Raw genomic sequence first — 26817 nt, forward strand, 5'->3', positions numbered from 1 at the left:
CCCGACCTCACAACCGCCCGCAACCTCACAGTCCTCCCAGAGCGGATCCACGACGCTCAGGTTGCGCCCGACCCCGGCCCACCCCCGACCAACCTCACAACCGCCCGCAACCTCACGGTCGTCCCAGAGCGGATCCACGACAGTGAGGTTGCGCGCGGTTCTTGCCCCTTCCGGCACCGCCCGCGCCCGGCGGATGCGGGGGGTCAGGTCAGGGGGACGAGGTCGTCGGCGTGGACGACCTCGCGGCGCTGCTCGGGGGGCAGCTGCGAAGTGCGGCGCCCGATGATCCCGGGGAGCTCGCTCGCGTCGTACCCCACGACGCCCCGCGCGACGACGACCCCGTCGGGGCCGACGAGGTCGACGACGTCACCGGAGACGAAGTCGCCGGAGAGACCGTGGATGCCCGCGGCCAGCAGCGATCGTCGGCGGCCGATGACAGCGGCAACGGCGCCCGCGTCGAGGTCGAGGCGGCCGTGGACGTCGGCGGCGTGGCGCAGCCAGAACCGGCGCGCCGACATCCGTCGCCCCGACGGCCGGAACGCGGTGCCGGTCTTGGGGCCGTCGGCGGCGGTGTCGAGGGCGGCGGTGACCTCCTCGGCGGAGGTCAGCAGCACGGGGATGCCGGCGGCCGAGGCCATCGCCGCCGCGGTGATCTTGGTGGCCATCCCGCCACGGCCGAGGCTGGCCTGGCCGGGCTTCGCGATCTGGACGGCCTGCAGGTCGGCGGGGTCGTCGACCTCCGCGACCAGCGACGACCCGGGTTTGCGGGGGTCGCCGTCGTAGAGGCCGTCGACGTCGGAGAGCAGGACGAGCCCGTCGGCGCCGACGATGTGGGCGACGAGCGCGGCGAGCCGGTCGTTGTCGCCGACGCGGATCTCGTCGGTGGCGACGGTGTCGTTCTCGTTGACGACGGGCAGCACGTCGAGCCCGAGGAGGCGTTCGAGGGTGCGCTGGGCGTTGCGGTAGTGCGAGCGGCGGATCATGTCGTCGGCGGTGAGCAGGACCTGGCCGATGGCGAGGTCGAACCGCGCGAACGACGCCGAGTAGGCGTGCGCGAGCAGCAGCTGCCCGACGGACGCCGCGGCCTGCTGGGTGGCGAGGTCGCGGGGCCGGCGGTGCAGCCGCAGCGGGGCGAGCCCGGCGGCGATGGCACCGGAGGAGACGAGCACGACCTGGGTGCCTGCGGCGCGCCGCCCGGCGAGAGCGTCCACGAGCCGGTCGAGCCGGGTGGGGTCGATGCCGCCGTCGAGGCTCGTCAGCGACGACGACCCCACCTTGACGACGATCCGCCGCGCCGCGGCGAGCTGCTCGCGCGGCGTGGGGACGGCGCGTGGGGTCATCGCCGGCTCGTCTGCTCTGCGTCCTCGGGGCCGGGCTCGTCGGCCCAGACGTCCTCGTTCCAGGGGTCCTCGTCTGCGGCGACGTCGGGCACGTCGTCGGGGTCGTCGCCGAGGTCGGCCTCGGCCTCCGCGGCGAGCTCCGCGTCGGTGCGGTGGCGGCGCCGGTCGGCGCGGGCGGCCTTGCGGACCGAGGCGCTGACGCGGTCGTTCTGCTCGAGGCGCCGGTCGGTGCCGCGGCCCGACATGAGCGTCGCCACCCCGGCGGGTGTGGTGGGCTCCCACTCGAACACGTAGTCGCCGATCGTGACCGGGCACCCGGGCACGGCACCGGCCTTGGCCAGCGCCTCCTCGACGCCGAGGCGGGCGAGCCGGTCGGCGAGGTAGCCGACGGCCTCGTCGTTGGCGAAGTTGGTCTGGCGGATCCAGCGTTCGGGCCGCGGCCCGCGCACGACGAACCCGCCCTCCTCCTCCGGGTCGCGTTCGACGGTGAAGCCGGCGTCGTCGACGGCCTGGGGCCGGATGACGACGCGGGTCGCCTCGGGGACGGGCTGCGCCGCCCGGTACGCGGCGACCTGCTCGGCCATGGCGAACGTGAGCTCGCGCAGCCCGGCGTGGCTGGCGGTGGAGATCGCGAAGATGGGCCAGCCGAACTCGGCGGTCAGGTCGGCGGTGACGATGTCGACGAGGTCGGCCGCGTCGGGGACGTCGATCTTGTTGAGGGCGATGAGCCGGGGCCGCTCCGCGAGGTCCCCGCCGAGGGCGGGGGTGTAGCGGGCGAGCTCCTCCTCGAGGGCGCGGACGTCGGCGACCGGGTCGCGGCCGGGTTCGAAGGTCGCGCAGTCGACGACGTGGACCAGCACGGAGCAGCGTTCGATGTGGCGCAGGAAGTCGAGGCCGAGGCCGCGGCCCTCGGAGGCGCCGGGGATGAGGCCGGGGACGTCGGCGACGGTGAACACCGAGTCGCCCGCGCTGACGACGCCGAGCTGCGGCACGAGGGTGGTGAAGGGGTAGTCGGCGATCTTCGGGCGGGCCTGCGACAGCGCCGCGACCAGCGACGACTTACCCGCCGACGGGAACCCGACGAGGCCGACGTCGGCCATGGACCGCAGTTCGAGGACCAGCTCGCGGGTCTCACCCTCCTCGCCCAGGAGTGCGAACCCGGGGGCCTTGCGCGCGGCCGACGACAGTGCCGCGTTGCCGAGCCCGCCGCGCCCGCCCTCGGCGGCGACGAAGCGGGTGCCGGCACCGACGAGGTCGGCGACGATCTCGCCGTCCTCGTCGAAGACGACGGTGCCGTCGGGGACCGCCAGTTCCATGTCCTCGGCGTTGGCGCCGGCGCGGAAGCTGCCCTGCCCCTCCTTGCCGTTGCGGGCCTTGGCGTGCGGGCGGTGGTGGAAGTCGAGCAGGGTGTGCACCCCGGGGTCGACGACCAGGACGATCGAGCCGCCACGGCCGCCGTTGCCCCCGTCGGGCCCGCCGAGGGGTTTGAACTTCTCCCGGTGGACCGACGCGCAGCCGTTGCCACCGCTGCCCGCGGTCGCGTGGACAACGACCCGGTCGACGAACCGAGACATCAGGTTTCTCCTACGTCATGAACACGCAAACGGCGGGCCACCCTGGGAGGGGAGCCCGCCGTTGCTGAAGATCGCGGTGGTGCAGGCCTCAGACCTGGACCGGGACCACGTTCACGGTCTTGCGACCGCGCTTGAAGCCGAACTCGACCGAGCCCTCGACCAGCGCGAACAGCGTGTCGTCGCCACCGCGGCCGACACCGTCGCCCGGGTGGAACTTGGTGCCGCGCTGGCGGACGAGGATCTCGCCCGCGTTGACGGCCTGGCCGCCGAAACGCTTGACGCCGAGCCGCTGGGCGTTGGAGTCCCGCCCGTTACGCGAGCTGGACGCACCCTTCTTGTGAGCCATGTCCAGGTCTCCTTACTTGCTGATCGCGGTGACCTGGACCTTGGTCAGAGGCTGACGGTGGCCCTGACGCTTGTGGTACCCGGTCTTGTTCTTGAACTTGTGGATGCGGATCTTCGGGCCCTTGGTGTGCTCGACGACCGTGGCGGTCACCGAGGCCTTGGCCAACGCGTCCGCGTCGGTGGTGAGCTGGTCGCCGTCGACGAGCAGCAGGGCCGGCAGGCTGATCTCGGCGCCGGGCTCACCGTCGATCTTCTCGACGGTCAGCACGTCGTCCACGGCCACCTTGTACTGCTTGCCGCCGGTCTTGACGATCGCGTACATCGTTGACGCACGACTCCTGAATATCGGGGGACACGAGGCGCGCTGCGTGCACGCCGCCACATCCCGTCGATCTTCGCGGGCGCGGCTCCGATGTCCCAGGGTACGGAACTGATTTCTACAGGGTCAAACCGGGTCCCCGGTCTGATCCCCGTCCTACTCGTCGGTTCCCGACGGGGGCCCCGCCGGGCGGGATGCGGTACGCCGCTGCCTGCGCGGACGTGCCTCGGTGACGGGTTCGGGCTGCGGCGCGACCGTGACGGGGGCGGCCGCGGCCTCCTCCGACGCGGGCGCGGGCAGCGGTGCGGTGATGACGGCCGCGGCCGCCCCGCTCGGGGATCCCGCGGTGCGGGTGACGCGGCCACGGCGGCGGCGCGGACGCTCAGCGGCGGCCGCCTCGGCCACGGCGGCGGTCTCGCCGTCGACGTGCGGTGCGACGCGGTTGGCGGGCACCGGGTCGCGCCCGTTGAGCGCCGCCGCGGCACCGTTGCTGGTCGGGGCGCCGTTGCTCTCGGCGTGCCCGGCGACAGCGGCGGGGGTGTCGTCGGTGGTCGCGGGAGCCGTGGCGGCAGGGGCCTCGTCGGCCGCTGTGGCACCGGTGATCGCCGCGTCGACGGGCGCCGGCGTGGGCACAGCCTCCGCCGAACCCTCGGATTCCGCAGACTCCACGGATTCCACGGCCTCGTCGGAGGTGGTCGACCCCCGGCGGGACCGGACCCTGCGGGCCCGGCCGCGCGGCGCGTCGTCCTGCCCGGGAGCCGCGTCGGCCGCAGGAGCCGCGTCGGCCACGGGAGCGTCGTCGGCCGCAGGAGCTTCGTCGGTCGCAGGAGCTTCGTCGGCCACAGGAGCTTCGTCGGCCACAGGAGCTTCGTCGGCCACACGAGCCGGCGCAGCCGCGGGGGCCTCCGAGGCGGCACCGTCGGGGTCGTCGGCACCGGCGAGCCGCAGCACGGGCGGCTCGGCCCTGGTCTCGGCGGGCTTGTTCTCCGAGGCGATCGACGCCGCGACGACGGCGATGTCGGCCGACGCCGAGTGGCGCTCCTCGGTCTGCTCCGGACGCGCGTCGTCGCGACGGTTGCGGTTGCGGCCGCGGCGGCCCTCCCGCTCGTTCTGCCGGTCGCCCTTGTCGTGCTTGTGCTCGCTCTTGTCGCCCTTGGTGTCGCCGTCGGTCGAGACGATGACGCCACGGCCACGGCAGTGCTCGCACGGCGTGGAGAAGTGCTCCAGCAGGCCGCCGCCGACGCGCTTGCGCGTCATCTGCACCAGTCCGAGCGAGGTCACCTCGGCCACCTGGTGGCGGGTCCGGTCGCGGGCCAGGCACTCGGTGAGCCTGCGCAGCACGAGGTCGCGGTTGGCCTCGAGCACCATGTCGATGAAGTCGACGACGATGATGCCGCCGATGTCGCGCAGCCGCAGCTGGCGGACGATCTCCTCGGCCGCCTCGAGGTTGTTGCGGGTGACGGTCTCCTCGAGGTTGCCGCCGGACCCGGTGAACTTGCCGGTGTTGACGTCGACGACCGTCATCGCCTCGGTGCGGTCGATGACCAGGGTGCCGCCCGAGGGGAGCCACACCTTGCGGTCGAGCGCCTTGAGCAGCTGCTCGTCGATGCGGTATTCGGTGAAGACGTCGCCGGGGCCGACGTGGCGGTGCAGCCGCTCCGACAGCTCCGGGGCGACGTGACCGATGTAGTTGGAGACGGTCTCCCACGCGTCGTCGCCGGAGACGACGAGGCGGGTGAAGTCCTCGTTGAACTGGTCGCGGACGACCTTGACCAGCAGGTCGGGCTCCTCGTAGAGCAGCGCCGGGGCCTTCACCTTGTTCGGGCCGGTGGCGTCGGCCTTGCTCTTGACGACGTCCCACTGCGCCTGCAGGCGACGCACGTCACGCTCCAGGGCCTCCTGGGTGACGCCCTCGGACGCGGTCCGGATGATCACCCCGGCCTCGGACGGGACGATCTCCTTGAGCATGTCCTTGAGGCGCTTGCGCTCGGTGTCGGGCAGCTTGCGGCTGATCCCGGCGGTGCCGCCCGAGGGGACGTAGACGAGGAAGCGGCCGGCGAGGCTGATCTGGGTGGTCAGCCGGGCGCCCTTGTGCCCGATGGGGTCCTTGGTGACCTGGACGAGGACGCTGTCGCCGGTGGACAGGGCCTGCTCGATGCGGCGGGCCTTGCCGTTGAGGCCGGCGGCGTCCCAGTCGACCTCGCCGGCGTAGAGCACGGCGTTGCGGCCGCGCCCGATGTCGACGAACGCGGCCTCCATGCTGGGCAGCACGTTCTGCACGCGGCCGAGGTGGATGTTGCCCACCATCGACGAGCCCGACGGGCCGTTGCCGTCGCTTGAGCCGCCCGCGACGAAGTGCTCGACGAGCACGTCGTCCTCGAGGACGGCGATCTCGACGCGGTCGCCGTGCTCGCGCACGACCATCGAGCGGTCGACGGACTCGCGGCGGGCCAGGAACTCGGCCTCGGTGAGGATCGGGACGCGGCGGCGGCCGGCGTCGCGGCCGTCGCGGCGGCGCTGGCGCTTGGCCTCGAGCCGGGTCGAGCCGCGGACGCTCTGCACGCCGTCGGAGGCCTCGTCGTCGCTGCTGCGGTCGCGGGGGGTGCGGACGCGGGTGACGGTGCCGGGCGGGTCGTCGGAGGAGTCGGTCTCGTCCCCGTTGCCGCGACGGCGGCGCCGACGGCGCCGGCGGCGGGAGCCGCCGGTCTCGTCGGAGGCGTCGTCGGAGGCGTCGGCGTCGTCTCCGTCGTCGTCACCGGAGTCGGGGTCGGCGTCGGGCTCCTCGGAGCCGGCGCCCGGGTCGGCGGAGTCGGACGTGGCGGCGTCGGGCCCGTCGGACTCGGGGTCGGTGTCGCCGGCCTCGGCGTCGCCGTTGTCGGCGTCGGTGCCCTTGCCCCGCCCGCGGCCACGGCGGCCGCGACGGCGACGCCGGCGGCCGGAGGCGTCGTCGTCGGAGTCGTCGGCGTCGGTCGCCTCGTCGGTCTCGGTGTCGTCGGCGGTCTCGTCCGTGGTGTCGTCGGCGGCGTCGGCCGGGGCGTCGGCGGGGCCCGTGGTGGGCGCGGCCGGCTCGACGACGCGGAACGGGTCGGCCGCCTCGGGGGCGGACGACGCGGCGCGGGCGCGGCGGGTCGCGCGGCGCTCGGCGGCGGGGGCCTGGAAGACCGGCGCGGCGAACAGCGGGGGCGGCGCGCTGGCCTCGTCGGCCTCGGCGGCGCCGGGATCGGCGGCGACGGCGGCCTCACCCGCCGCGGCGGCGGCCGCGTCGTCGGCCGGGATCTCGGGGAGCGCGGGCGCGGCGACCGTGGTCGTGGCGTCCTCGTAGGCGTCGTCGGCGACGGCCGTCTCGCCCTCGGCGTCGGCGTCGGGCAGCAGGGCCGTGACGACCCGCTCGGCGAGCGCCCGCTCGACGCTCGACTGCGGGCTGCGCACCTCGGCGCCCAGCTCCGACAGGGTCGCGAGCACCTCGCGACTGGTGCGTCCGATCAGCTTGGCCAGGGCGTGCACCCGCATCTTGGCGGGCAGGTCGGCCAGCACGGACGGCCCGCCGGTGCTACCGGCGGGCGCATCGTTGTTCGACATCCATCTCCTTCGCCCCCGGGCGCCTCCTGGTGGGGGGGCGGCCGCGCAGGGGCCCTACGTCATTCGTTCTCTCCCCGCGCGGTGCGTGGGGAGCAATCCTCGGCTGCGGTGTATCTCGACGGTGGCCGCGGCGCGGCGCGGGGGCGCCTCCGTCGCACCGAGCCGCTCAGACCTGGGCGGTGACCCGGTCAGTGCCGAGCGGATCGGCGAGCTCACCCGAGTCGTCGAGCAGTCCCTGCGCCATCCGGGTCGCCCTCGCGGGTACCGGCGGCGTGAGGCCTGCGACAACGTCGAGTGCACCCAACACATCGTCGGGTCGAACGGCGGGTGTCGTCTGCCGCACGACCGCGGTCAGTATCGCACAGCCCGCAACCGCTGCGGTGCCGGTCGCGAGCCCGGGACCGTTGCTCGCGGTCACGACCGCGGCCTTCACCAGGGCTTTCCGGACGTCGATCTGCTTGCGACCCGAGGGCGTGACACGCTCGATGACGACGGACTCCTCCGCCAGCAGCGCCTCGACGGCCGCGCGGAGCTCCCCCTCGGCCACCCCGGGCAGCTCGACGGCCCAGCGCACGGCGTCGATCCGGTCGGCCAGCGCGGGCGGCGTGGCGACGGCGGCCTCGAGCACGTCGAGCCCCGACGGCAGGGCCCGGTCGAGCGCGTCGACCAGCTGCGCGGGATCGACCTCGCGGGTCAACCCGATCTCCAGGTACTCGGCCTCGCTCGCCGCACCGGTGGGCGCGGCGCCGATCCAGGACAGCCGCGGGTGCGGGCTGAACCCGTGCGAGTGCGACACCGGGACCCCCGCGCGGCGCACCGCACGTTCGAACGCCCGGGCGATGTCGCGGTGCGACAGGAAACGCAGCCGGCCCCGCTTGGCGAAGCGCACCCGAATCCGCTGCACCGTCGGGGGTGCCGGGTTCGCCGCCTCGCCGGGCCGTACGCGCGCCATGAACCGAAGGGTACGGAGGTGGGCGCCGTCAGCCGTGATCCGGGGCGGCGAACGGGTCGAGCACCAGCAGCGTCTCCCCCGCCGGCGCGAACCCCGCACGCCGGTAGAACGACGCGCTGCCCGCCGTCGGGGCGAGCATGAGCCGCCGGTAGCGGCGTTCCCCCGCGTGGTCGACGGCCGCCTCGAGCAGTGCGCGCGGGACGCCGCGGTCGGCGAACCCGGCCAGCACGAACGCGTTGCCGACCTGCCCCACCTTGCCCCCGCGCGACCCCGGCCGTGGCATCGACACGATCTCCACGACGTTGATCGACCCGATCGGCGTCCAGCCCGCCCGGTCGGACCCCACCTCGGCCAGCCAGAACGTGCGCCGCGGCTGCTCGGTGCGCCACCACTGCGCGAACGCGGCCTCGAACCCGGGGTCCTCGACGGGCGCGCCGGCCCGTTCCTCCAGCCAGGCCCGGCGCAGCGCGGCGAGCGACTCGACGTCGCGCTCGTCGGCGACCCGCACCACGAACTCGGGCCGCGCCGCCGAGCCCGGCCCCTGCGGGCCGGGCGCGGACACCGATGCGGGCTCAGGCACTCCCGAACCGGTTCCCGCCGACGGGGCTCGCGACCGTCAGCGGGATCAGCTGTGTCCCGCTGGGACCGACCTGGATGTCCTGGCCCGTCGACGGGCACACGCCGCAGTCGAAGCACGGCGTCCAGCGGCAGTCGTCCTGCTCGCCGCCCGCGAGGGCTTCCTGCCAGTCGTCCCAGAGCCAGTCGCGCTCCAGGCCGGAGTCCAGGTGGTCCCAGGGCAGGACCTCGTCGCGGTCGCGCTCACGCGTGGTGAACCAGTCGAGCGAGACCCCGAGCGGGCCCAGCTCGGCCGCGGCCGCCTCGGTCCAGCGCTCGAAGGAGAAGTGCTCGCTCCAGCCGTCGAACCGGCCGCCCTCGCGCCACACCCGCTCGATGACCCGGCCGACGCGCCGGTCGCCGCGCGCGAGCAGGCCTTCGATCAGCGACGGCTTGCCGTCGTGGTAGCGCATGCCGACGTTGCGGCCGAGCCGCCGGTCGGAGTTCACGGCCTCGCGCAGCTTGCGCAGCCGCTCGTCGACCACGTCGGGGTGCGCCTGCGGCGCCCACTGGAACGGGGTGTGCGGCTTGGGGACGAACCCGCCGATGGAGATGGTGCAGCGGACGTCGTTGTGCCCCGACGCCGCGCGCCCTGCCTTGATGACGCGGTGCGCCATCCCGGCGATCTCGAGGACGTCGGAGTCCTCCTCGGTGGGCAGTCCGCACATGAAGTAGAGCTTGACCTGCCGCCAGCCCTGCGCGAACGCCTCCGACACCGTCCGGATGAGGTCCTCCTCGGACACCATCTTGTTGATGACGCGCCGGATCCGCTCCGACCCGCCCTCGGGGGCGAACGTCAGCCCGGACCGGCGGCCGTTGCGCGAGATCTCGTTGGCCAGGTCGATGTTGAAGGCGTCGACGCGGGTCGACGGGAGCGACAGCGAGGTGTTGGAGCCCTCGTAGCGGTCGGCCAGGCCCTTGGTGATCTCGGCGATCTCGGAGTGGTCGGCGCTCGACAGCGACAGCAGGCCGACCTCGTCGAAACCGCTGGCGCGCACGGCCGTGTCGACCATCTCGCCGATCCCCTGCAGCGACCGCTCCCGCACCGGGCGGGTGATCATGCCCGCCTGGCAGAAGCGGCAGCCGCGGGTGCACCCACGGAAGATCTCGACGCTCGCCCGCTCGTGCACGGTCTCGGCCAGCGGGACCAGCGGCGCCTTCGGGTAGGGCCAGTCGTCGAGGTCGCGGGTGGTGCGCTTCTGGACGCTGCGGGGCGCCCCGCCGACGGGCTCGACCGCGGCGATCGCGCCGTCGTCGCCGTAGGTGACGTCGTAGCGGGCGGGGACGTAGCAGCCGTCGGTGACCGCGAGCCGGTCGAGCAGCTCCGCGCGCCCGCCCGGGCGGCCCTTGGCCTTCCAGTCGCGGATGACGCCGGTGATGTCGCCGACGACCTCCTCGCCGTCGCCCAGCGCGACGACGTCGACGAAGTCCGTCATCGGTTCGGGGTTGAACGCGGCGTGCCCACCCATGAGGACGACGGGGTGGGACTCGTCGCGGTCGGCGGTGTGCAGCGGGATGCCGGCGAGGTCGAGCGTCGTCAGCAGGTTGGTGTAGCCGAGCTCGGTGGAGAAGCTGACGCCGAGGACGTCGAAGTCGCCGACGGGGCGGTGCCCGTCGACGGTGAACGCCGGCACCCGGTGCTCACGCAGCAGGGCCTCGAGGTCGGGCCACACGGCGTAGCAGCGCTCGGCCAGCGCATCGGGGCGCTCGTTGAGCACCTCGTAGAGGATCATGACGCCCTGGTTGGGGAGCCCGACCTCGTACGCGTCGGGGTACATCAGCGCCCAGCGGACCGGCGTCGCGTCCCACTCGTCCTCGTCGGCCACCTGGGCGTTGAGCTCGCCGCCGACGTACTGCACCGGCTTGGAGACGCGGGGCAGCAGCGGTTCGAGGTCGGGGAACACTGAGGTCACGCAGCGTCAGGGTAGTCGCGTCGTCACCGCGGCGACGCCGGCGCCCCTGTGAGTGGCAATAGTCGCTGTAGCGACTATTGCCACTCACGACCTCACTCCAGCAGGCCCGCCGAGCGCAGGGCGGCACGGACGTCCTCGTGGTGCATCTCGTCGAGCGGGACCAGCGGCAGCCGGATGCCCGCCTCGATCAGGCCGAGCTCGGCCAGCGCCCACTTCACCGGGATCGGGTTGGGCTCGGAGAACAGGGCGCGGTGCAGGCCGGCGAGCGTCGCGTCGATCTCCGAGGCGGTCTCGTCGTCGCCGGCGACGGCGGCGTTGCACATCCGCGCCATGGCCTCGGGCGCGACGTTGGCCGTCACCGAGATGTCGCCGTGGAACCCGGCGAGCATCGAGGCGCGGGCGGTGCCGTCGTCGCCGGAGTAGAGGGCGAAGTCGGTCAGCCCGAGCGCGACGAGGTCGCGCACCCGGTCGAGGTCGCCCTTGGCCTCCTTGAGCCCGACGATGTTGGGCACCTCGGCGAGGCGCTCGACCGTCGACGGCAGCATGTCGCACGCGGTGCGGCCGGGGACGTTGTAGAGGTACTGCGGCAGGTCGACGGCCTCGGCAACGGCCTTGAAGTGCCGGTACAAGCCCTCCTGCGGGGGCTTGTTGTAGTAGGGCGTGACGAGCAGCGCGGCGTCGGCACCGGCGCTCTTCGCGGCCCGGGTGAGGTGGATGGCCTCGCTGGTGCTGTTCGCGCCGGTGCCGGCGATGACCGGGACGCGGCCGGCGGAGACGTCGATGGTGTGCCGGATGACGTCGGTGTGCTCCTCGACCGACAGCGTCGCCGACTCGCCGGTGGTGCCCACCGACACGACGGCCGCGGTCCCCGCCTCGATCGTGCGGTCGACGAGCTTGGCGAGGGCGTCCATGTCGACGGAGCCGTCCACCCGCATCGGGGTGACGATCGCGACGATGCTGCCGGTGATCATGGTGTTCGTCCTTCGCGCCGTACCGGGATGCCGGGCGACGACGCTACCCGTCCGGGTGGATTCGGCCGAGTCCCAGTGCCGTGGGCCACTCACCCGGCGGTGCGGTCAGCCCCAGGCCAGGCGGGTCGGCTGCACCGAGCGGCCGACGCGGCGGGCGGTCACCCAGACGATCAGCGCCGCGGCGAACAGGGCGGTGATCGTCACGGCGACGGGCCGGTCGTTCGTCGCGACCCCGACGAGCGCCCACACGGTCGCCGCGGCATAGCCGACGACCGCGGTCCCGGTGTTGACGACCCAGCACACGATTCCGGCCGTCACCAGCAGCACGGTGATCGCGGCGGCGAGGGCGAGCGCACCGTCGCCGGGCAGCCCTTCCGCGACGCCGGTCGCGGCGGTGCCGAGCACTGTCGCGAACGACACCCAGCCCGTGTAGATCGCGACCGGTGCGCGGAACAGTGCACGCTCGACCGGGCTCGCCGCGGGCTCGTGGGAGAGCCGGCCGAACACCACCGCAAGGCACACGAGGAGGGCGATGATCACGATCTCGGCCGCGAGGATCTGGCGGGAACCGAACGCGAGGATCCACAGCGGGTTCAGGACGGCGGAGGCCGCCAGCCACCAACCGGTGCGCCGGTGGACGGCCCGGGACCGCTGGGAGGGCAGCAACGCGAACACGGCGTAGGCGAGGAACCCCAGGTAGATGAGCCCCCAGATGGAGAACGCCCAGCCGGCGGCGAGCACCGGCGTGGGATTGTCGTTGGCGACGACGCCGACCCCGTCACCGATCGCACCGGAACCGCCGAATCCGGCGACGACGGTCTGCACCAGCGCGAGCACCAGCACGACTGCGCCGCGGACGAGGTCGGAGAGCGTACTGCGGGGCGCCGTAACGGTCATGCCGCAATGCTCCCGCCGCTGGGCCGCTGCGGCCAGTCGGGATCTCGGCCCGTCGACCCACGGCTCGTGAGTCTTCAGGTCAGACTGATGAGTGGGCCGCCCGCGGCGACCGGGGCGCCCGCCTCGACCAGCACGGCGGTGACCTCCCCGGCGACGCCGGCGCGGACCTCCATCTCCATCTTCATGGCTTCGAGGACTGCGACGACGTCTCCCGCGGCGACCTGCTGACCGACCGCGACCCGCACCTCGACGACGGTGGCGTCCATCGGGGCGACGGCCGGCGCGTCGGTGGCCCCGATGGAGCCGGCCGGGACGTGGGAGGCGCGGGCGGCCCGCGGGACGGCCCGCGGGACGGCGCCGTGCACGTCGACCTCGACGACACCGCGGTCGGTGGCGATGCGGACACGCCTGCTGTTCTCGCCCCGTTGCGGCACCGGAGCGTGCGGCCGTGCACCGGGGTCCGGCGCCCACTCCCGCCCGACCGACCCCGTGTCGTGGGTCGCCGCGATGAACGACGCCGAGTCCAGCACCGAGCGCAGGTACGGCGCGGTCGTCGGGATGCCCTCGACGCGCAGTTCGTCGAGCGCTCCGACGAGCCTGCGCCGCGCGGACTCCCGGTCGGCGCCGTGGGCGAGGACCTTGCCGAACATCGAGTCGTACTCGGGGGCGACTGTTCCCTCGTGTGAGACGCCGAAGTCGTTGCGGACCCCGGGCCCTTGCGGCAGGACAAGGGTGTCGACGCGGCCCGGCGCCGGCCGGAAGCCCTCCCACGGGTCCTCGGCGGCGATCCGGGCCTGGATCGCGTGCCCGCGGATCACGACGTCGTCCTGGCTGAACGCCAGCGGCTCCCCCGCCGCGACGCGCAGCTGGGTGGCGACGAGGTCCAGGCCCGTGACCAGCTCCGTCACCCCGTGCTCGACCTGCAGCCGGGTGTTCATCTCCAGGAAGAAGAACTCGCCGGTCCCCGGGAGGACGAGGAACTCCACGGTCCCCGCGCCGACGTAGCCGACGGTCCGGGCCAGGCGCACCGCTGCGTCGGCGAGCGCCGTCCGGAGACCGGGATCCAGGCCCGGCGCCGGGGCCTCCTCGATCAGCTTCTGGTGGCGGCGTTGCACCGAGCAGTCGCGGTCGCCGAGGTGGACGATCGTGGCGTGGGTGTCGCCGACGACCTGTACCTCGACGTGTCGCGGCCGTTCCAGGTAGCGCTCCAGGTGGACCTCGGACCGGCCGAACGACGCGGCGGCCTCCCGCCCGGCGGCGGCGACGGCGCCGTCCAGCCCCTCCGCGCCCGTGACGACGCGCATCCCCCGCCCGCCGCCGCCGTGCGTGGCCTTGACGACGAGCGGGAACCCGATGCCCTCGGCTGCCGCTCGTGCCGAGGCCGCGGTCACGGGGCCGGAGCCGGGCGGGACCGGAACCCCGCACGCGACGGCCACCGCGCGGGCGGCGACCTTGTCCCCCATGCGCGCGACGACGTCGGCGGCCGGGCCGACGAACATCAGTCCCGCGGCGGTGACGGCCGCGGCGAAGGCGGCGTCCTCGCTGAGCAGCCCGTACCCGGGGTGCACGGCGTCGGCACCGGTGCTCTTCGCGGCGTCGAGGATCGCGTCGACGTCGAGGTAGGACGACCGGGCCGGTGCGGGGCCGATCCGGACCGCCTCGTCGGCCATCGCGACGTGCGGCGCGGCGGCGTCGGCGTCGCTGAACACGGCCACCGTGCGCAGCCCCAGCTCCCGGCAGGCGCGCAGGATCCTGACCGCGATCTCACCGCGGTTGGCGACGAGCACTGTCCGCACGGGACCTCCTGGGCTTGGGTCGTCGCACTCTATCTACCAATCGACCGTCTGGTAGTCTAGCGTCGGTCGCCGAGGACCCTGCACGACCGATCGGAGGTCCCGTGACCGCATCCAGCGAGACGATGGCCGACAGGGTCGCCGCGTTGCGCGAGAAGCAGGAGGCCGCCCACGCCAGCGGCGGACCCGAGGGCCTGCGACGCCACCGCGAGTCCGGACGGCTGCCCGTCCGCGAGCGGATCGACATGCTCGTCGACCCCGACAGCTGGTTCGAGATCGGTGCCCTCGCCCTCCCCGAGCTGCGCCGCGAGAAGCCCATCCCCGGCGACGCCGTCGTCACCGGCTTCGGGCTGCTCGACGGCCGCCGCGTCGGCGTCATCGGGATCGACTCCAGCGTCGTCGCGGGCACCACCGCGCCGATCAGCATGCGCAAGCAGGGGCGGCTGATCGAGCACGCGCAGCGGCACGGCTTCCCCCTCGTCCTGCTCTGCGACGCCGACGGCGGCCGCATGCCCGACGTCTCGGGCTGGCGCTTCTCCGGGCTGCCGCTGGACTTCACCACCTTCCTCAAGCCCCCACCCGGCGAGCCCGTCGTGCCCCGGGTCGCGGCGGTGCTCGGGCCGTCCTACGGCGACTCGGCGCTGCACGCGTCGACGGCGCACTACGTCGTCATGGTGCGCAGCGGGTCGATCGCGCTGTCGGGTCCGTCGGTCGTGGAGCCCGCGATCGGCGAGAAGGTCAGCGACGACGCTCTGGGCGGCCCCGCCGCGGCCACCGAGGCCGGCAACGCGCACCTCGTCGTCGACACCGAGGCCGACGCGATGGACGCCGTCGCCGCCTTCCTGTCCTACCTCCCGCAGAACTCGACGCTGCCCCCACCGGTCGCGCCACCCCTTCCGCCGCAACGGGATCCGGCCGACCTGGCCGACATCGTCCCGCTCGGCGCCCGCGCCGGGTACGACATGCGCGACGTCTTCGCCTGCATCGCCGACGCCGCGAGCATCCTGCCGTGGGCCGACGGCTGGGGCTCGTCGCTGCTGTGCGCGCTGGCCCGGATCGAGGGCCGGGTCGTCGGACTGATCGGGAACCAGCCGATCGTCCGCGCCGGCGCGCTCGACCCCGCCGCGCTGGCCAAGGAGGCCGCGTTCGTGCGGCTGTGCGACACGTTCGGCGTGCCGCTGGTGTTCCTGCACGACGTCCCCGGCCTGATGATCGGCACCCAGGCTGAGCGCGGCGGCATCCTGCGCGGCTACGAGGTGCTGGTCTCCGCGATCGCCGAGGCGACCGTCCCGAAGGTCGGGGTGGTGCTGCGCAAGGCCTACGGCGGCGGACACTTCGCCATGGGCGGACGTCCGACGAAGCCCGACTTCCTCTACGCCTGGCCGTCGGCGGAGCTGGGGTTCATGGCGCCGGAGACCGGGATCCGCACGATCCACCGTCGCAAGCTGGAGAGGGTGCTCGCCGAGGAGGGGCCCGAGGCGCACGCGGCGCTCGTCGCGGAACTGACCGCGGAGTGGGTCAGCGAGGCCGAGCCGTGGGAGGCCGCCGCGCACCTGTCCCTCGACGACGTCATCGAGCCCGCCGCGACCCGGCACGTGATCGCGACGAGCATCGACATCACGCTCGGGGGCCGCCCGTGAACATCAGAGTGGAGAGCGACGACGCCGTCGCGACTCTGACCATCGACGATCCCGCCCGGCTCAACGCGATGGGCCGCACCTTCTGGCCCGAGGTGCGGGAAGCCTTGGCGCGCCTGGAGTCCGACGGCCGCACCCGCGCCCTGATCGTCACCGGCGCCGGCGAGAAGGCGTTCTCCGCGGGCGGTGACATCGCGAGCTTCGCCTCGCTGACCGACACCGCCGCCAAGCGCGAGTTCCAACGCGACTGCATGCGCACCTTCGCCGCCGTCGAGGAGTCCCCGCTGCCCGTGATCGCCGCGGTCAACGGCTACGCGATGGGCGGCGGCTGCGAACTGGCCCTGGCCTGCGACATCGTGATCGCCGCCGACACCGCGACCTTCGGGATGCCCGAGACCGCCGTCGGGCTGGTGCCCGGGTTCGGGGTGCTGCGCGCGCCGTCGGCCATCGGTCGGCACTGGACCAAGCTGCTGATGTTCACCGGCGAGCGTGTCGACGCCGCCACCGCGCTGCGGATCGGGCTGGCCCAGAAGGTCGTCCCTGCGGCGTCGCTCATGGACACGGCGCGGGAGCTGGCCGCCGCGATCGCGGCCAAGGCACCCCTCGCCATCGCCGCCGGGAAAGGCCTGGTCAACCGGGGTGTCGACCGCGGCGAGTTCGACCACTCCACCGCCGCGCTCACCGCACTGCACGCCACCGACGACGCCGCCGAGGGCATCGCGGCGTTCGTCGGGAAGCGGGCGCCGACGTTCGAGGGGCGCTGATGGAGCCGTTCGTCGCGCTGATGCGCCGCTACGTCAACGACTACACCAACCGCCACGACACCAGCGTCTGCGCCGAGATCATGGAACCCGGCTACACGCTGCGGATGGGCCCGCACGAGGTCGCGGGCCGCGACGAGCTCTACATCCCTGCCGCGCGCAAGCAGTTCACCGAGTTCCCGGGCCTGTGCCTGACGGTCCACGAGATCGTCACCAACGGCGAGCGCCTCGCGATGCGGTTCTCCGAGCACGGCCGCTCGGTCCGCCACGACGGCGCCGCCGCGGTGTGGACGGGCCTCGGGCTCTACCGCTGGAACGGGCGCAAGCTCGTCGACAACTTCGTGGAACAGGACTACCTGTCCCGCCGACGGCAGCTCGCCGGCGGACCGACGGCGGTCGTCGAGGCGCCGGCGACAGCGCCGTGGGACACAGTTGCCGCGGCGCCTTCTCCTGAGGCCGAGGCCGTCGTGCGCGCGTGGATCGGTCGCGACGGCGACGGCGTCATCGTCGACGACTCCCCCGCGCTGCTCGCGGACGCGTCGTCCCGGACGGACGACCTCTTCTCCGCAGGCCCGGACGTGGCGTTCCGGGCCACGCGCACCGGCACCTACAGCGGCGGGCTCGACGTCGACCCGGCGATGATCGGCCGCCCCGCCACCCTGCACATGGTCGGGCTCGTCCGGGTCGGGGACGGCCGGGTCGTCGGCGGGCACGTCGTGCGCGACCGGCTCGGCCTCGCCCGGTCGCTCTCCTCGATCAGGAGCGCGTCGTGACCGTCGACCTCACCGCCCCCGCCGCCAGCGCCGACCCCTACGCGGTGTTCCGCTCGCTTCGCGACACCGATCCGGTGCACTGGAGCGAGGCCCACCGCGCCTGGCTCATCACCCGCTACGACGACGTCTCCGATGCCTTCCGCAACAAGGCCTTCTCCAACGACCGCGTCCGGCCCGTGCTGGCCCGGCGCAAAGAACCGAGCGCGGCCTCCGACGTGCTGGGGCTGCTGGCGGGCTGGATGGTCGTCACCGACCCGCCCGAGCACACCCGGCTGCGCAGGCTCGCCGCGGGCGCGTTCAAGGGCCAGCGCATCGCCGTCATGGGCGAACAGATCACGGCGATCGTCGACAGGTTGTTGTCGGCGTTCCTGGAAGGCGACGGCGCGCAGGACCTCATCTCCGAGGTCGCGTACCCGTTGCCCGCCATCGTGATCGCGACGATGCTCGGCGCGCCCCCCGCCGACCGCGACCGCTTCCGCGAATGGTCCGACGAGCTGGCCCTCGTCGCGTTCGGCACCGGCGGCGCCGCCCGGGCCGACCGCCACCAGCGGGCCCTGCGCGGGCTGCGCGAGATGGACGCCTACTTCCACACGCTCGTCGACCACCGCCGCCGCGCCCTCGGCGACGACATGCTGTCCGCCCTCATGGCGCGCGACGGCGACGACCTGCTCTCCGACGACGAGCTCGTCGCCATGTGCGCGTTGCTGCTGTTCGCGGGCCACGAGACCACGACCAACTCGATCGCCAACGCGACGCTCGCCCTGCTGCGCCACCCCGACCAGCTCGACCGCCTCCGCGCCGACCCCGACCTCATCGGCCCCGCCGTCGAGGAACTGCTGCGCTTCGACGGGCCGATCAAGGTGCTCAACCGCTGGGTCGTCGCCGAGACCGAGGTCCGCGGCAAACGCATCTCCCCCGGCGAACGCGTCCACCTGGTCCTGGCGTCGGCCAACCGCGACCCGATGCGTTTCGACGACCCCGACACCCTCGACCTGGGCCGCAACCCCAACCCGCACATCGCGTTCGGCAAGGGCATCCACGCGTGCATCGGGGCGCAGCTGGCGCGGATGGAGACGCGGATCGCGGTCTCGCGGATCGTCTCGCGCATGCCCGGCCTGGCGCTCGCGGAGGAGCCCGTCTGGAAGGACGTGCTCGCCTCCCGGGCGATGGACCGGCTGGTGGTGCGGCACTCGTGAGGATCGCCGTCGACAACTCGCTGTGCGAGGCCCACGGACAGTGCGGCGTCGTCGACTACGACCTCTTTCCTCTCGACGACGACGGCTTCTCCGCCGTCGGGCCGTCCCGTGAGGTGCCTGCGGGCGAGGAGGCAACCGCGGAGCTCGGTGTCGCGTCGTGTCCGGCGCGCGCGCTGCGGGTCTTGCCGTGAGCGTGCTGTTCTCGCCGGCGCGCCTGGGCTCACTGACGCTGAAGAACCGCCTGGTCATGGCCCCCATGGGCACCTGTCTCGACAACGGCGGACACATCACCGACGACACCGTCGCCTACTACGAACGACGTGCCCGCGGCGGCGTCGGCGCGATCACCGTCGAGGGCTGCCTGGTCTCGGCCGACACCGTCGGGCCCGAGCCCCGGATCAGCGGGCCCGAGTACCTGCCCGGGCTGCGCCGCGTCGTCGACGCCCTGCGCCCCCACGACGTCACCGTCGGCGTGCAGCTCATGCACCCCGGCCGGCAGGTCGTCGACGGCCCGTCGGTCGCGCCGTCCCCGGTACCGCTCAACTCGTTCTCGCCCGTCCCCCATGAGCTGACCGTCCCCGAGATCGAGGTGATCGTCGCCGACTACGCGCGCGCCGCGGTCTTCGCGTGTGAGGCCGGCTTCGACTTCCTGGAGGTTCACGGCGCCCACGGCTACCTGCCGTCGAACTTCCTGTCGCCGCAGCACAACCACCGCACGGACGGCTACGGCGGCTGCCTGCAGAACAGGGCCCGGTTCGCCGTGGAGGTGGCCCGGGCGATCGTCGCGGCCGTGGATCTCCCGCTGGTGTGGCGGCTCAACGGTACCGACGCCGAACCGGGCGGACTCATGATCGACGACGCGGTCGCCGTCGCGCGCATGCTGGCCGACGCCGGGGTCGCGTCGATCAGCGTGACGTCCGGGACCTGGCTGACGCTGCAGGAGACGCTCGCCCCGATGTCGGTGCCGCGCGGGCACATGCGGGAGCTGGCCGCCGCCGTCCGTGAGGCCGTCGACGTGCCGGTGATGGCGGTCGGGCGCCTCGACGATCCGGTGCTCGCGGCGGAGCTGGTCGAGAACGGCGAGGCCGACCTGATCCTGTTGGGGCGCGGGCTGATCGCCGAACCGGACTGGCCGGTTCTGGTGCGGACCGGCCGTGTCGACGAAATCCGCCCCTGCATCGCCTGCAACGCCTGTGTCGATCTGGTGGGCCGCGGCGAGCGGGCCCGCTGCTCGGTGAACCCGGAGGTCGGCCGGGAGCTGACGTGGTCGGTCACGCCTGCTGCGCATCCGCGGCGGGTGCTGGTCGTCGGGTCCGGACCCGCCGGGCTGGAGACGGCCCGGATCGCCAGGCTGCGCGGCCACGACGTCTCGATCTGGGAACGCGACCCCGCGTTGGGCGGAAAGCTCGAGGTCGCCGGGTTGGCGCCGAGCAAGCACGAGGTGTTGCGGTTCAAGGATTTCCAGGCCGCCCGGCTGGCCGCGCTGGGCGTGGAGGTCCACACCTCGTCACCGGTGTCGGCGGCGACGATCCGCGCCGAGCGCCCCGACGTCGTGGTGATCGCGACCGGCGCCGATCCTCTCGTCCCCCCGATCCCCGGCATCGACGGCCCGACCGTCCACGACGCGCAGGCACTGCTGCGCGGCGAGGTGCCCGTCGGGCCGGGGACGCGGCTGGTGGTCGTGGGCGGCAGCGCCACCGGCTGCGAGACCGCCGAGCTGGTCCGGGCCCAGGGCGCCGAGGTGGCGATCGTCGAGATGCGCGGCAGCATCGGCCGAGGCATCGAGGCCATCACCCGCCGGCAATTGGTCCGTGCTCTGAAACGCGACGGCGTGGAGGTCCTGACGAGGGCGACCGTCGTCAGCATCTCCCCCGAGACGGTGACCTGGGAGGACCCGGACGGCGCGCGGCACGAGCTGCCCGCCGACGTCGTCGCGCTGGCCATCGGCTGGCGCCCGACCGGCACAGCCGACCTGGCCCTGGACGACATCGAGGTCCACGTCCTGGGCGACGCCGACACCCCCGCCGACTTCGTCCGCGCCATCAACTCAGGCGCCGACGCAGCCCTCACCCTCTAACCCCTGTGAGCGGCAATAGTCGCTGGGGCGACTATTGCCGCTCACGACCCCTGACCAGGCCAGACTGCCGGGGCAACTGATCCTGAAGCTCCTTGATCAGCAGTTGTGGCACCTGAGCGACGTATCCGTCGCCGAAGCGCCACTTCTGGTGATCACAGGGTTTGGCTCCAGCGCGGGGGCAGGCTGCCCTGCCGGCGGGCCGGCTCCAGGCCTCGTGAGCGGCGATAGTCGCCCCAGCGACTATCGCCGCTCACAGGGAGCCCTTGGCCGTTTGGGGGACCTTCATGCGGCCGATGCCGGTGCGGAAGGGGGCCGCCACGGTGGACAGGCCCGCCAGGGCGGCGTCGTAGGCCGACAGCAGGGCGTCCTCGGCGGCATAGTCGAACGGATCGGTGGTCCCGGTGCGGCGCAACAGGTCCTCGTTGTCGAGCATCCAGCGCACCGTCTCGGCCAGCCCCTCGCGCACCGTGACGACATCGCGGTAGCCCAGGTCGTCGCGCAGCCGGGAGGTGTCGAGGATGCAGCACGCGGCCTCCGCGCCGCCGAACGCCGACATCGCCCACCCCGGGCTGGGCAGCTCCCGCGGCAGCGACCGGATCACCAGGTCCGCCCCCGCCTCCCGCGCGACCAGCTGCACCCACTGCCGGAAGGTCAACAAGCAGTCGTCGGCGACGTTGTAGGCCTTGCCGCTCGCCACGTCGGGGCGGTCGACGGCGAGCAGCACCGCCTCGGCGGCGTTGCGGACGGCCATGCGGGAGTGGATGCCGTGGCCGCCGTCGGCGAGGATCACGGTGCGGCGGCCGTCGAGGACGCGGCGGACGACGTTCCACTCCCAGGCGTAGGGGTTGCGGGGGCCGTAGATCGTCGGATAGCGCAGGTAGGTGGCCCCGAAGCCCCCTGCGGAACCGAGCGCGAAGACGGCGTCCTCGGTGCGGCGGATGGGGGCGACGTCGTATCCGGCGGAGCGCGGGGCGTCGGGGGCGACCCGTGCCGCGTCCTCGGGGACCGGCAGCGGGACACCGTGAGGGAAGACGGCCGAGGGGTCGACGTATCCCGCGTAGACCGGCACCCCGCCGACGGCGACGAAATGTCCGCAGCGCCCGGCGAGGTGTGAGGCGAGCAGCCGCACGCGTCCGTAGGTGGCGACGACGGTGTCGAACGTCCGCTCGTGGAGGGTCGAGGCGATTCCGTCGGCGGAGAAGGGGCTGCCGTGCAGGTGCGGGACATCCGGTAGGTCGACCTCGTGCCGCCCGGTGTGGAAGACGGTGACGTCGTGCCCGCGGGCGACCAGCCCGGAGACGATCGGCGGCCCCGTCGGCCCGGTGCCGCCCACCACGAGAACTGTCCCCACGCCCGCCCCCTCCGTAGAGAATTGACGCTAACCGCCCCGCCATGAGACCGTCAAACGGTCGGTTGGTAGAGAGAGGTGTCATGCCGAGCTACGACGTCGTGGTCATCGGAGCCGGGGCCGCCGGCCTCTCCGCGGGGGCGCTGCTGGCGAAGGAGGGCAAGCGCGTCGTCGTCCTCGACCGCAGCCCCTACCTCGGCGGCCGCGCGATGGCCGTCCCCGACGAGGGCTTCACCGTCAACCTCGGCGGGCACCTCATCGAGGACGGCGGATCGGGCATCACGAAGGTCTTCGAGCATGTCGGCAAGGAGCTGATCCACGGTGAGGTCAGCAACGACATGCCGATCTGGGAGAACGGCAAGGGCTGGGGCTCGATCCGCGACCGCTACACCGACCGCACGGAGCTGAAGAAGGTCATCAAAGCCCTGGTCGAGACGCCGTACGAGGCCCTCGACGACTGGGACGACCGGTCGCTGCGCGAGTGGATCCACCAGTACACCGACGACCAGGGCGTCGTCGACCTCTTCGAGTTCATCTCGGTGCTCGAATGCATGACGGAGAACTGGTACGACCACTCCGCGAGCGACAACCTCTACGTCCGCAAGATGCACTTCGAGGAGCGCAACACCGCCGCCTACTCGTGCTGGCCCGGCCAGGGCTGGGACGGCATCTGGCGCGACCTCGCCGACGCGATCACCGAGCACGGCGGCGAGCTGCGACTGGGGACGAACGTCGAGCGCGTCGTCATCGAGAACGGCGCGGTGAAGGGGGTCGCGGTCGGGCGCGAGCCGCGCATCCTGCCGAACGAGTTCTACGAGGAGGAGATCCTCGAGGCGCCGGCCGTCATCTCGACGTTGCCGGTGTGGAACGTGCTGAACGTGGTGCCGCGCAACGCCTTGCCGGAGTGGTACGCCTCCCAGATCGAGTTCCTGGCGCAGGACAAGTTCCGGATCGCATGGCTGGGTCTCTACATCGCGACGGAGGAGCCGGTCACGCAGTTCGACCCGCGCGAGCTGGCGACGTGGACCGCGACGCCGTCGACGAGCTCGTCCGGCTTCATGTTCGACCAGTCCGCGATGGACCCGTCGTGCTCCCCGCCCGGGACGCACCTGCACGTGATGGGCGCGATCATCCCCGGCTCGAAGGGCCGCGACCGGGAGTGGTGCCGGGCGACGATGGACGCGTTCGAGCACGACGTCGAGACCATGTGGCCGGGGATGGCGAACCCGATCTGGCGTCGTCGGCACCTGGTGTTCGAGCCGAGCTTCGGGGTGATCCAGATGCCGGGGCTCGTCGGCAAGTACCGGCCGCACTGGCGGGCACCCAACGTCGACGGGCTGTGGTTCGCGAGCGAGACGTTCCGCAGCCGCGGCATCGGCACCGACCGGGCGGCCCGCGCGGCGCTGACCTGCGTCGAGGACTACCTGGGCGGACGGATCCCGGCCTTCGGCGACGGGTGGCGCTACTGATGGAGCGCCTGCAGCTGGGCGTACCGGGTCAGATCATGCCGCCCGCCGACGCCGCGGTGCGGTTCGCGCAGCGCAGCGAGGCCGACGGGTACGACGCGGTGTGGTGGCCCGACCACCTGATGGGCTGGCACCCGGACACGATGTGGACTCCAGACCTGACGCCGCTGGCGGCGGTACAGGCCAACCCGCACACCTATTTCGACCCGATGATCATGATGGGCGTCGTCGGCGCGCAGACCGAGCGGATCAAGGTGGGTGTGGCCGTCACGGACCTGATCCGGCGCGACCCGTCGATGGCGGCCGCGACGGCGCTGACGCTCGACCACGTGACGAAGGGCCGGGCGATCATCGGGCTCGGCACCGGCGAGAAGCTCAACGTCACGCCGTACGGGATGTCGTTCGAGAAGCCGGTCGCGAAGCTCTCCGAGGGCATCGACGTCATGCGGCTGCTCTGGTCCTCCGACGGCCCGGTCGACTATGAGGGCACGTTCCACACGTTGAACCAGGCGGTCCTGGGCCTGTCCCCCTACGGCGACGCGCCCCCCGAGATCTGGACCGCGGCCCACGGCCCGCGGATGCTGCGGCTCACCGGCGAGAAGGCCGACGGCTGGCTGCCGACCAAGATGACCGCCCCGGACTACGCGACGTCGTTGACGACGATCCGCCACGCCGCGCAGGACGCCGGCCGCGACCCGGCGCGCATCACGCCCGGGATGCTGGGCTACGTCCTGATGGGCCCGGACACCGAGGCGGTCCGCCGCCTCACGGAGGCTCCCCTGGTTCGGGCGCTGTGTGTGCTGCTGCCGTCGCAGGTGTTCCGCGACCTCGGCGTCGAGCCCCCGCTGGCGGGCGGCTCGGGCTTCCACGACTTCATCCCGACGACGGTCCCTCGCGCCGAGTCGTTGCGGGTCATCGACGCCATCCCGCCGGAGGTGGTGCGCCACTACGCCTTCTGCGGCACCCCGGCCGAGGTCGCCGAGCAGTTGTACGAGTACCGCGAGGCCGGTCTGGAGCATCTCGTCATGTGGAACATCACCGCGTTCGGCGATCCGTCGCTGGCGCGCTGGTCGTTCACGGCGATGGCGGAGCTGAAGAAGCTGCTGGACTCGTGAGCTCACCGTCGGCCGTCGCAGCGGCACGAGTGCGCGCGTCGTGAGCAGGGTCGTCGTCGAGCGGTACTTCGCCGCGTTGAACTCCGGCCGGTTCGTGGCGCTGGCCGACGTGTTCGCCCCCGACGTCGAGATCCTCACGGTCGGGGCAGCCCCGGTCCACGGCAGGGACGCGGCCCTGGCGCACTTCCCGGCGGTGCTGGCGAGCTACCCGGAGCACGAGGACCGCGTCACCCGCTGGATCGAGGCCCCGGGGGTGGCCGTCTGCGAGATCACGTTCCGCGGCCGGCTCGCCGACGGGCGCGTGGTGGCCTTCGACGCCCTCGACGTGTTCGACGTCGTCGACGGCCTGATCGTGCGTGTCCGCACCTGGTTCGACACGCGCGACGTCCACCGTCAGGTCCGGGGCCGGTAGCGCTGATGTGGGAGTTGTCACAGTCGGATCACGGTGCTAGCGTCGTCTCCACCAAACGACCGGTAGACAACGTCGCTCCAGGTCTGGGGAGTCCGCTTTGACCACAGCCACCGCGCCGGACATCCTGTCCGCCGAGTTCGCGCGAGACCCCTACTCCGCCTACCAGGTGATGCGCGAATCCCATCCGCTGATCTGGCACGAGCCGACCAGCTCCTACGTCATCAGCCGCTACCGCGACGTCGCCCGTGCGTTCAAGGAGCCGGTCTTCACCAGCCGCAACTACGAGTGGCAGCTCGAGCCCGTGCACGGCCGCACGATCCTGCAGATGGAGGGCCGCGAGCACTCGACGAAACGCAACCTCGTCGCGTCCGCGTTCCGCGGCAAGGACCTCGCCGAGAAGTTCGTCCCCGTCATCGCGCGCAACTCGGCGAGCCTCATCGACGGCTTCCGCGCGTCGGGCAGCGTCGACCTCGTCGCCGACTACGCGACGAAGTTCCCGATCAACGTCATCGTCGACATGCTCGGGCTGCCCACGAGCGACCACGCTCTGTTCCATCGTTGGTACACCGCGATCATGGCCTTCCTCGCGAACCTGGCGGGCGACGAGGAGGTCACCCAGGCCGGCCTGCGCACCAAGGCCGAGCTCGAGGCGTACCTGCTGCCGATCATCGCCGAGCGCCAGGCGAACCCCGGCGGCAACCTGCTCTCGATCATGTGCACCGCGGAGATCGACGGCGTGCGGATGACGGACCAGGAGATCAAGGCGTTCTGCAGCCTGCTGCTCGTCGCCGGCGGGGAGACCACCGACAAGGCGATCACCAGTGTGATGCGCAACCTCGTCGCCCACCCCGACCAGCTGCGCGCCGTCCGCGAGGACCACAGCCTGATCCCTGCCGCCTTCGCCGAGACCCTCCGGCTCACACCCCCCGTGCACATGATCATGCGGCAGCCCGCGGAGGACGTCGAGCTCTCCGGCGGGACGGTCGAGGCGGGCAGGACCGTCACGTGTCTGATCGGGGCTGCGAACCGAGATCCCGAGCAGTACACCGACCCGGACACCTTCGACATCCACCGGCCCGACCTCGACCTGTCCCGGGCCTACACCGCGGGCGCGAACCACACCGCCTTCGCGCTGGGCCGGCACTTCTGCGTCGGTGCACTGCTGGCCCGCACCGAGCTCGAGATCGGCATCGCCCAGCTGCTCGACGCGATGGACGACATCCGGTTCACCGACGGCTCCCCACCGCCGGAGCACGGCGTCTTCACGCGGGCGCCACAGTCGCTGCGCCTGACGTTCACCCCCACGGCCTGAGAGGGACCGCCATGACCGCACGTGCGGAGATCGAGAACACCCTGGGTCGCGCCTCCTGGGGCTACGACGAGGACGACGTGGACCTGATCGCGGCGCAGTTCACCGAGAGCGCGTCGATGACGATGCAGATCGGCCGCGACGGCGACACGATCGGACCGTTCGAGGGCCGCGAGGCGATCCGGAAGCTGCACGCCGACTCGCTCGTCGCCCAGACCGACCAGCGCCGCCACAACCTCTCCAACCTGGTCATCACCGCCGAGACCACGGACAGCGCGTCGACCACCGCGAACCTCACCCTGCTCTCGATCGAGAACGGTGCCGTGCGGGTGCTGTCGAGCGGCTGGTACCGCGACGACCTGGTGCGTTCCGGGGACGTGTGGTTGATCGCCTCGCGCCACATCTACCTCGACCTCCCCTACTGA

23 protein-coding genes are annotated in these 26817 nt (G+C 72.8%); 11 read left to right on the forward strand and 12 right to left on the reverse strand.

Annotated features, from left to right (window positions below; translation table 11 throughout):
- Positions 1 to 203: 203 nt before the first annotated feature.
- From proB to PSU4_RS07960, 11 genes are all read right to left on the reverse strand, one after another.
- Positions 204 to 1340, reverse strand: coding sequence for a glutamate 5-kinase (gene proB, locus PSU4_RS07910; protein ID WP_147104269.1), 1137 nt, complete (start codon positions 1338 to 1340; stop codon positions 204 to 206).
- Entirely contained in the window at positions 1337 to 2917 is a 1581-nt protein-coding gene (gene obgE, locus PSU4_RS07915; RefSeq protein WP_147104272.1) for a GTPase ObgE, read from the reverse strand. Before obgE ends, proB begins: the two co-directional genes overlap by 4 nt.
- 85 nt (positions 2918 to 3002) lie before the next feature.
- Complete coding sequence (gene rpmA, locus PSU4_RS07920; RefSeq protein WP_147104275.1) at positions 3003 to 3260, reverse strand: 50S ribosomal protein L27; 258 nt, start codon at positions 3258 to 3260, stop codon at positions 3003 to 3005.
- A 12-nt stretch (positions 3261 to 3272) separates the two neighbouring features.
- Positions 3273 to 3581 carry a 50S ribosomal protein L21 gene (gene rplU / locus PSU4_RS07925; RefSeq protein WP_147104278.1) on the reverse strand — a complete coding sequence of 103 codons (309 nt, stop codon included), beginning with the start codon at positions 3579 to 3581 and terminating at the stop codon, positions 3273 to 3275.
- Between the two features lie 153 nt (positions 3582 to 3734).
- Positions 3735 to 7157 (reverse strand): translation initiation factor IF-2 N-terminal domain-containing protein, encoded by a 3423-nt coding sequence (locus PSU4_RS07930; protein WP_147104281.1) that lies wholly within the window; start codon positions 7155 to 7157, stop codon positions 3735 to 3737.
- 166 nt (positions 7158 to 7323) lie between these two features.
- The gene (locus PSU4_RS07935) at positions 7324 to 8109 is read right to left on the reverse strand and encodes a TIGR03936 family radical SAM-associated protein (RefSeq protein ID WP_186816802.1); all 786 of its coding nucleotides are present in this window, start codon (positions 8107 to 8109) and stop codon (positions 7324 to 7326) included.
- 28 nt (positions 8110 to 8137) lie between these two features.
- A complete protein-coding gene (locus PSU4_RS07940) occupies positions 8138 to 8689 on the reverse strand; it encodes a GNAT family N-acetyltransferase (RefSeq protein WP_147104283.1) in 552 nt (183 codons plus the stop codon).
- Positions 8682 to 10637 carry a TIGR03960 family B12-binding radical SAM protein gene (locus PSU4_RS07945; protein ID WP_147104286.1) on the reverse strand — a complete coding sequence of 652 codons (1956 nt, stop codon included), beginning with the start codon at positions 10635 to 10637 and terminating at the stop codon, positions 8682 to 8684. The genes PSU4_RS07940 and PSU4_RS07945 overlap by 8 nt, the downstream gene beginning before the upstream one ends.
- Positions 10638 to 10729: 92 nt before the next feature.
- Positions 10730 to 11608, reverse strand: coding sequence for a 4-hydroxy-tetrahydrodipicolinate synthase (gene dapA / locus PSU4_RS07950; RefSeq protein WP_147104289.1), 879 nt, complete (start codon positions 11606 to 11608; stop codon positions 10730 to 10732).
- A gap of 105 nt (positions 11609 to 11713) precedes the next feature.
- Positions 11714 to 12505 (reverse strand): TspO/MBR family protein, encoded by a 792-nt coding sequence (locus PSU4_RS07955; protein ID WP_147104292.1) that lies wholly within the window; start codon positions 12503 to 12505, stop codon positions 11714 to 11716.
- 74 nt (positions 12506 to 12579) lie between these two features.
- The gene (locus PSU4_RS07960) at positions 12580 to 14301 is read right to left on the reverse strand and encodes an acetyl/propionyl/methylcrotonyl-CoA carboxylase subunit alpha (RefSeq protein WP_147104295.1); all 1722 of its coding nucleotides are present in this window, start codon (positions 14299 to 14301) and stop codon (positions 12580 to 12582) included.
- Between the two features lie 101 nt (positions 14302 to 14402).
- Between PSU4_RS07960 and PSU4_RS07965 the strand changes: the two genes are divergently transcribed.
- The 6 genes from PSU4_RS07965 to PSU4_RS07990 are packed head-to-tail and all read left to right on the forward strand — an operon-like array spanning position 14403 to position 20742.
- Complete coding sequence (locus tag PSU4_RS07965; protein WP_147104298.1) at positions 14403 to 15938, forward strand: acyl-CoA carboxylase subunit beta; 1536 nt, start codon at positions 14403 to 14405, stop codon at positions 15936 to 15938.
- Positions 15935 to 16699 carry an enoyl-CoA hydratase/isomerase family protein gene (locus tag PSU4_RS07970; protein ID WP_186816803.1) on the forward strand — a complete coding sequence of 255 codons (765 nt, stop codon included), beginning with the start codon at positions 15935 to 15937 and terminating at the stop codon, positions 16697 to 16699. Before PSU4_RS07965 ends, PSU4_RS07970 begins: the two co-directional genes overlap by 4 nt.
- Positions 16699 to 17469 (forward strand): ester cyclase, encoded by a 771-nt coding sequence (locus tag PSU4_RS07975; protein ID WP_147104304.1) that lies wholly within the window; start codon positions 16699 to 16701, stop codon positions 17467 to 17469. The genes PSU4_RS07970 and PSU4_RS07975 overlap by 1 nt, the downstream gene beginning before the upstream one ends.
- Positions 17466 to 18665: a cytochrome P450 gene (locus tag PSU4_RS07980; protein WP_147104307.1), complete on the forward strand. Its 1200-nt coding sequence runs from the start codon at positions 17466 to 17468 to the stop codon at positions 18663 to 18665. The genes PSU4_RS07975 and PSU4_RS07980 overlap by 4 nt, the downstream gene beginning before the upstream one ends.
- Positions 18662 to 18856 (forward strand): ferredoxin, encoded by a 195-nt coding sequence (locus tag PSU4_RS07985; protein ID WP_147104309.1) that lies wholly within the window; start codon positions 18662 to 18664, stop codon positions 18854 to 18856. The genes PSU4_RS07980 and PSU4_RS07985 overlap by 4 nt, the downstream gene beginning before the upstream one ends.
- On the forward strand, positions 18853 to 20742 hold the full coding sequence (locus PSU4_RS07990) for an oxidoreductase (RefSeq protein ID WP_186816804.1): 1890 nt from the start codon (positions 18853 to 18855) through the stop codon (positions 20740 to 20742). The genes PSU4_RS07985 and PSU4_RS07990 overlap by 4 nt, the downstream gene beginning before the upstream one ends.
- Positions 20743 to 20992: 250 nt before the next feature.
- Here PSU4_RS07990 and PSU4_RS07995 read toward each other — a convergent pair whose 3' ends face one another.
- Complete coding sequence (locus tag PSU4_RS07995) at positions 20993 to 22093, reverse strand: NAD-dependent epimerase/dehydratase family protein (RefSeq protein WP_147104315.1); 1101 nt, start codon at positions 22091 to 22093, stop codon at positions 20993 to 20995.
- Between the two features lie 80 nt (positions 22094 to 22173).
- Between PSU4_RS07995 and PSU4_RS08000 the strand changes: the two genes are divergently transcribed.
- The 5 genes from PSU4_RS08000 (at position 22174) to PSU4_RS08020 (ending at position 26817) form a co-directional block, all read left to right on the forward strand.
- The gene (locus tag PSU4_RS08000) at positions 22174 to 23559 is read left to right on the forward strand and encodes a phytoene desaturase family protein (protein WP_186816805.1); all 1386 of its coding nucleotides are present in this window, start codon (positions 22174 to 22176) and stop codon (positions 23557 to 23559) included.
- Positions 23559 to 24671 (forward strand): LLM class flavin-dependent oxidoreductase, encoded by a 1113-nt coding sequence (locus tag PSU4_RS08005; protein ID WP_147104322.1) that lies wholly within the window; start codon positions 23559 to 23561, stop codon positions 24669 to 24671. Before PSU4_RS08000 ends, PSU4_RS08005 begins: the two co-directional genes overlap by 1 nt.
- Positions 24672 to 24711: 40 nt before the next feature.
- A complete protein-coding gene (locus PSU4_RS08010) occupies positions 24712 to 25083 on the forward strand; it encodes a nuclear transport factor 2 family protein (protein WP_147104325.1) in 372 nt (123 codons plus the stop codon).
- A 97-nt stretch (positions 25084 to 25180) separates the two neighbouring features.
- A complete protein-coding gene (locus PSU4_RS08015; protein WP_222596200.1) occupies positions 25181 to 26395 on the forward strand; it encodes a cytochrome P450 in 1215 nt (404 codons plus the stop codon).
- 11 nt (positions 26396 to 26406) lie between these two features.
- Complete coding sequence (locus PSU4_RS08020) at positions 26407 to 26817, forward strand: nuclear transport factor 2 family protein (RefSeq protein ID WP_147104328.1); 411 nt, start codon at positions 26407 to 26409, stop codon at positions 26815 to 26817.

The sequence above is a fragment of the Pseudonocardia sulfidoxydans NBRC 16205 genome (genome assembly GCF_007989085.1).
In the GTDB taxonomy this organism is placed as follows: Bacteria; Actinomycetota; Actinomycetes; order Mycobacteriales; family Pseudonocardiaceae; genus Pseudonocardia; species Pseudonocardia sulfidoxydans.

What these genes read in the sequence shown, in the direction of transcription:
- PSU4_RS07930 (WP_147104281.1), bottom strand. Translation starts at nt 7,157, where the DNA reads ATGTCGAACAACGATGCGCCCGCCGGTAGCACCGGCGGGCCGTCCGTG.
- dapA (WP_147104289.1), bottom strand. Translation starts at nt 11,608, where the DNA reads ATGATCACCGGCAGCATCGTCGCGATCGTCACCCCGATGCGGGTGGAC.
- PSU4_RS08000 (WP_186816805.1), top strand. Translation starts at nt 22,174, where the DNA reads ATGCCGAGCTACGACGTCGTGGTCATCGGAGCCGGGGCCGCCGGCCTC.
- PSU4_RS07975 (WP_147104304.1), top strand. Translation starts at nt 16,699, where the DNA reads ATGGAGCCGTTCGTCGCGCTGATGCGCCGCTACGTCAACGACTACACC.
- PSU4_RS08005 (WP_147104322.1), top strand. Translation starts at nt 23,559, where the DNA reads ATGGAGCGCCTGCAGCTGGGCGTACCGGGTCAGATCATGCCGCCCGCC.
- PSU4_RS07935 (WP_186816802.1), bottom strand. Translation starts at nt 8,109, where the DNA reads ATGGCGCGCGTACGGCCCGGCGAGGCGGCGAACCCGGCACCCCCGACG.
- rpmA (WP_147104275.1), bottom strand. Translation starts at nt 3,260, where the DNA reads ATGGCTCACAAGAAGGGTGCGTCCAGCTCGCGTAACGGGCGGGACTCC.
- rplU (WP_147104278.1), bottom strand. Translation starts at nt 3,581, where the DNA reads ATGTACGCGATCGTCAAGACCGGCGGCAAGCAGTACAAGGTGGCCGTG.
- proB (WP_147104269.1), bottom strand. Translation starts at nt 1,340, where the DNA reads ATGACCCCACGCGCCGTCCCCACGCCGCGCGAGCAGCTCGCCGCGGCG.
- PSU4_RS08020 (WP_147104328.1), top strand. Translation starts at nt 26,407, where the DNA reads ATGACCGCACGTGCGGAGATCGAGAACACCCTGGGTCGCGCCTCCTGG.
- PSU4_RS07955 (WP_147104292.1), bottom strand. Translation starts at nt 12,505, where the DNA reads ATGACCGTTACGGCGCCCCGCAGTACGCTCTCCGACCTCGTCCGCGGC.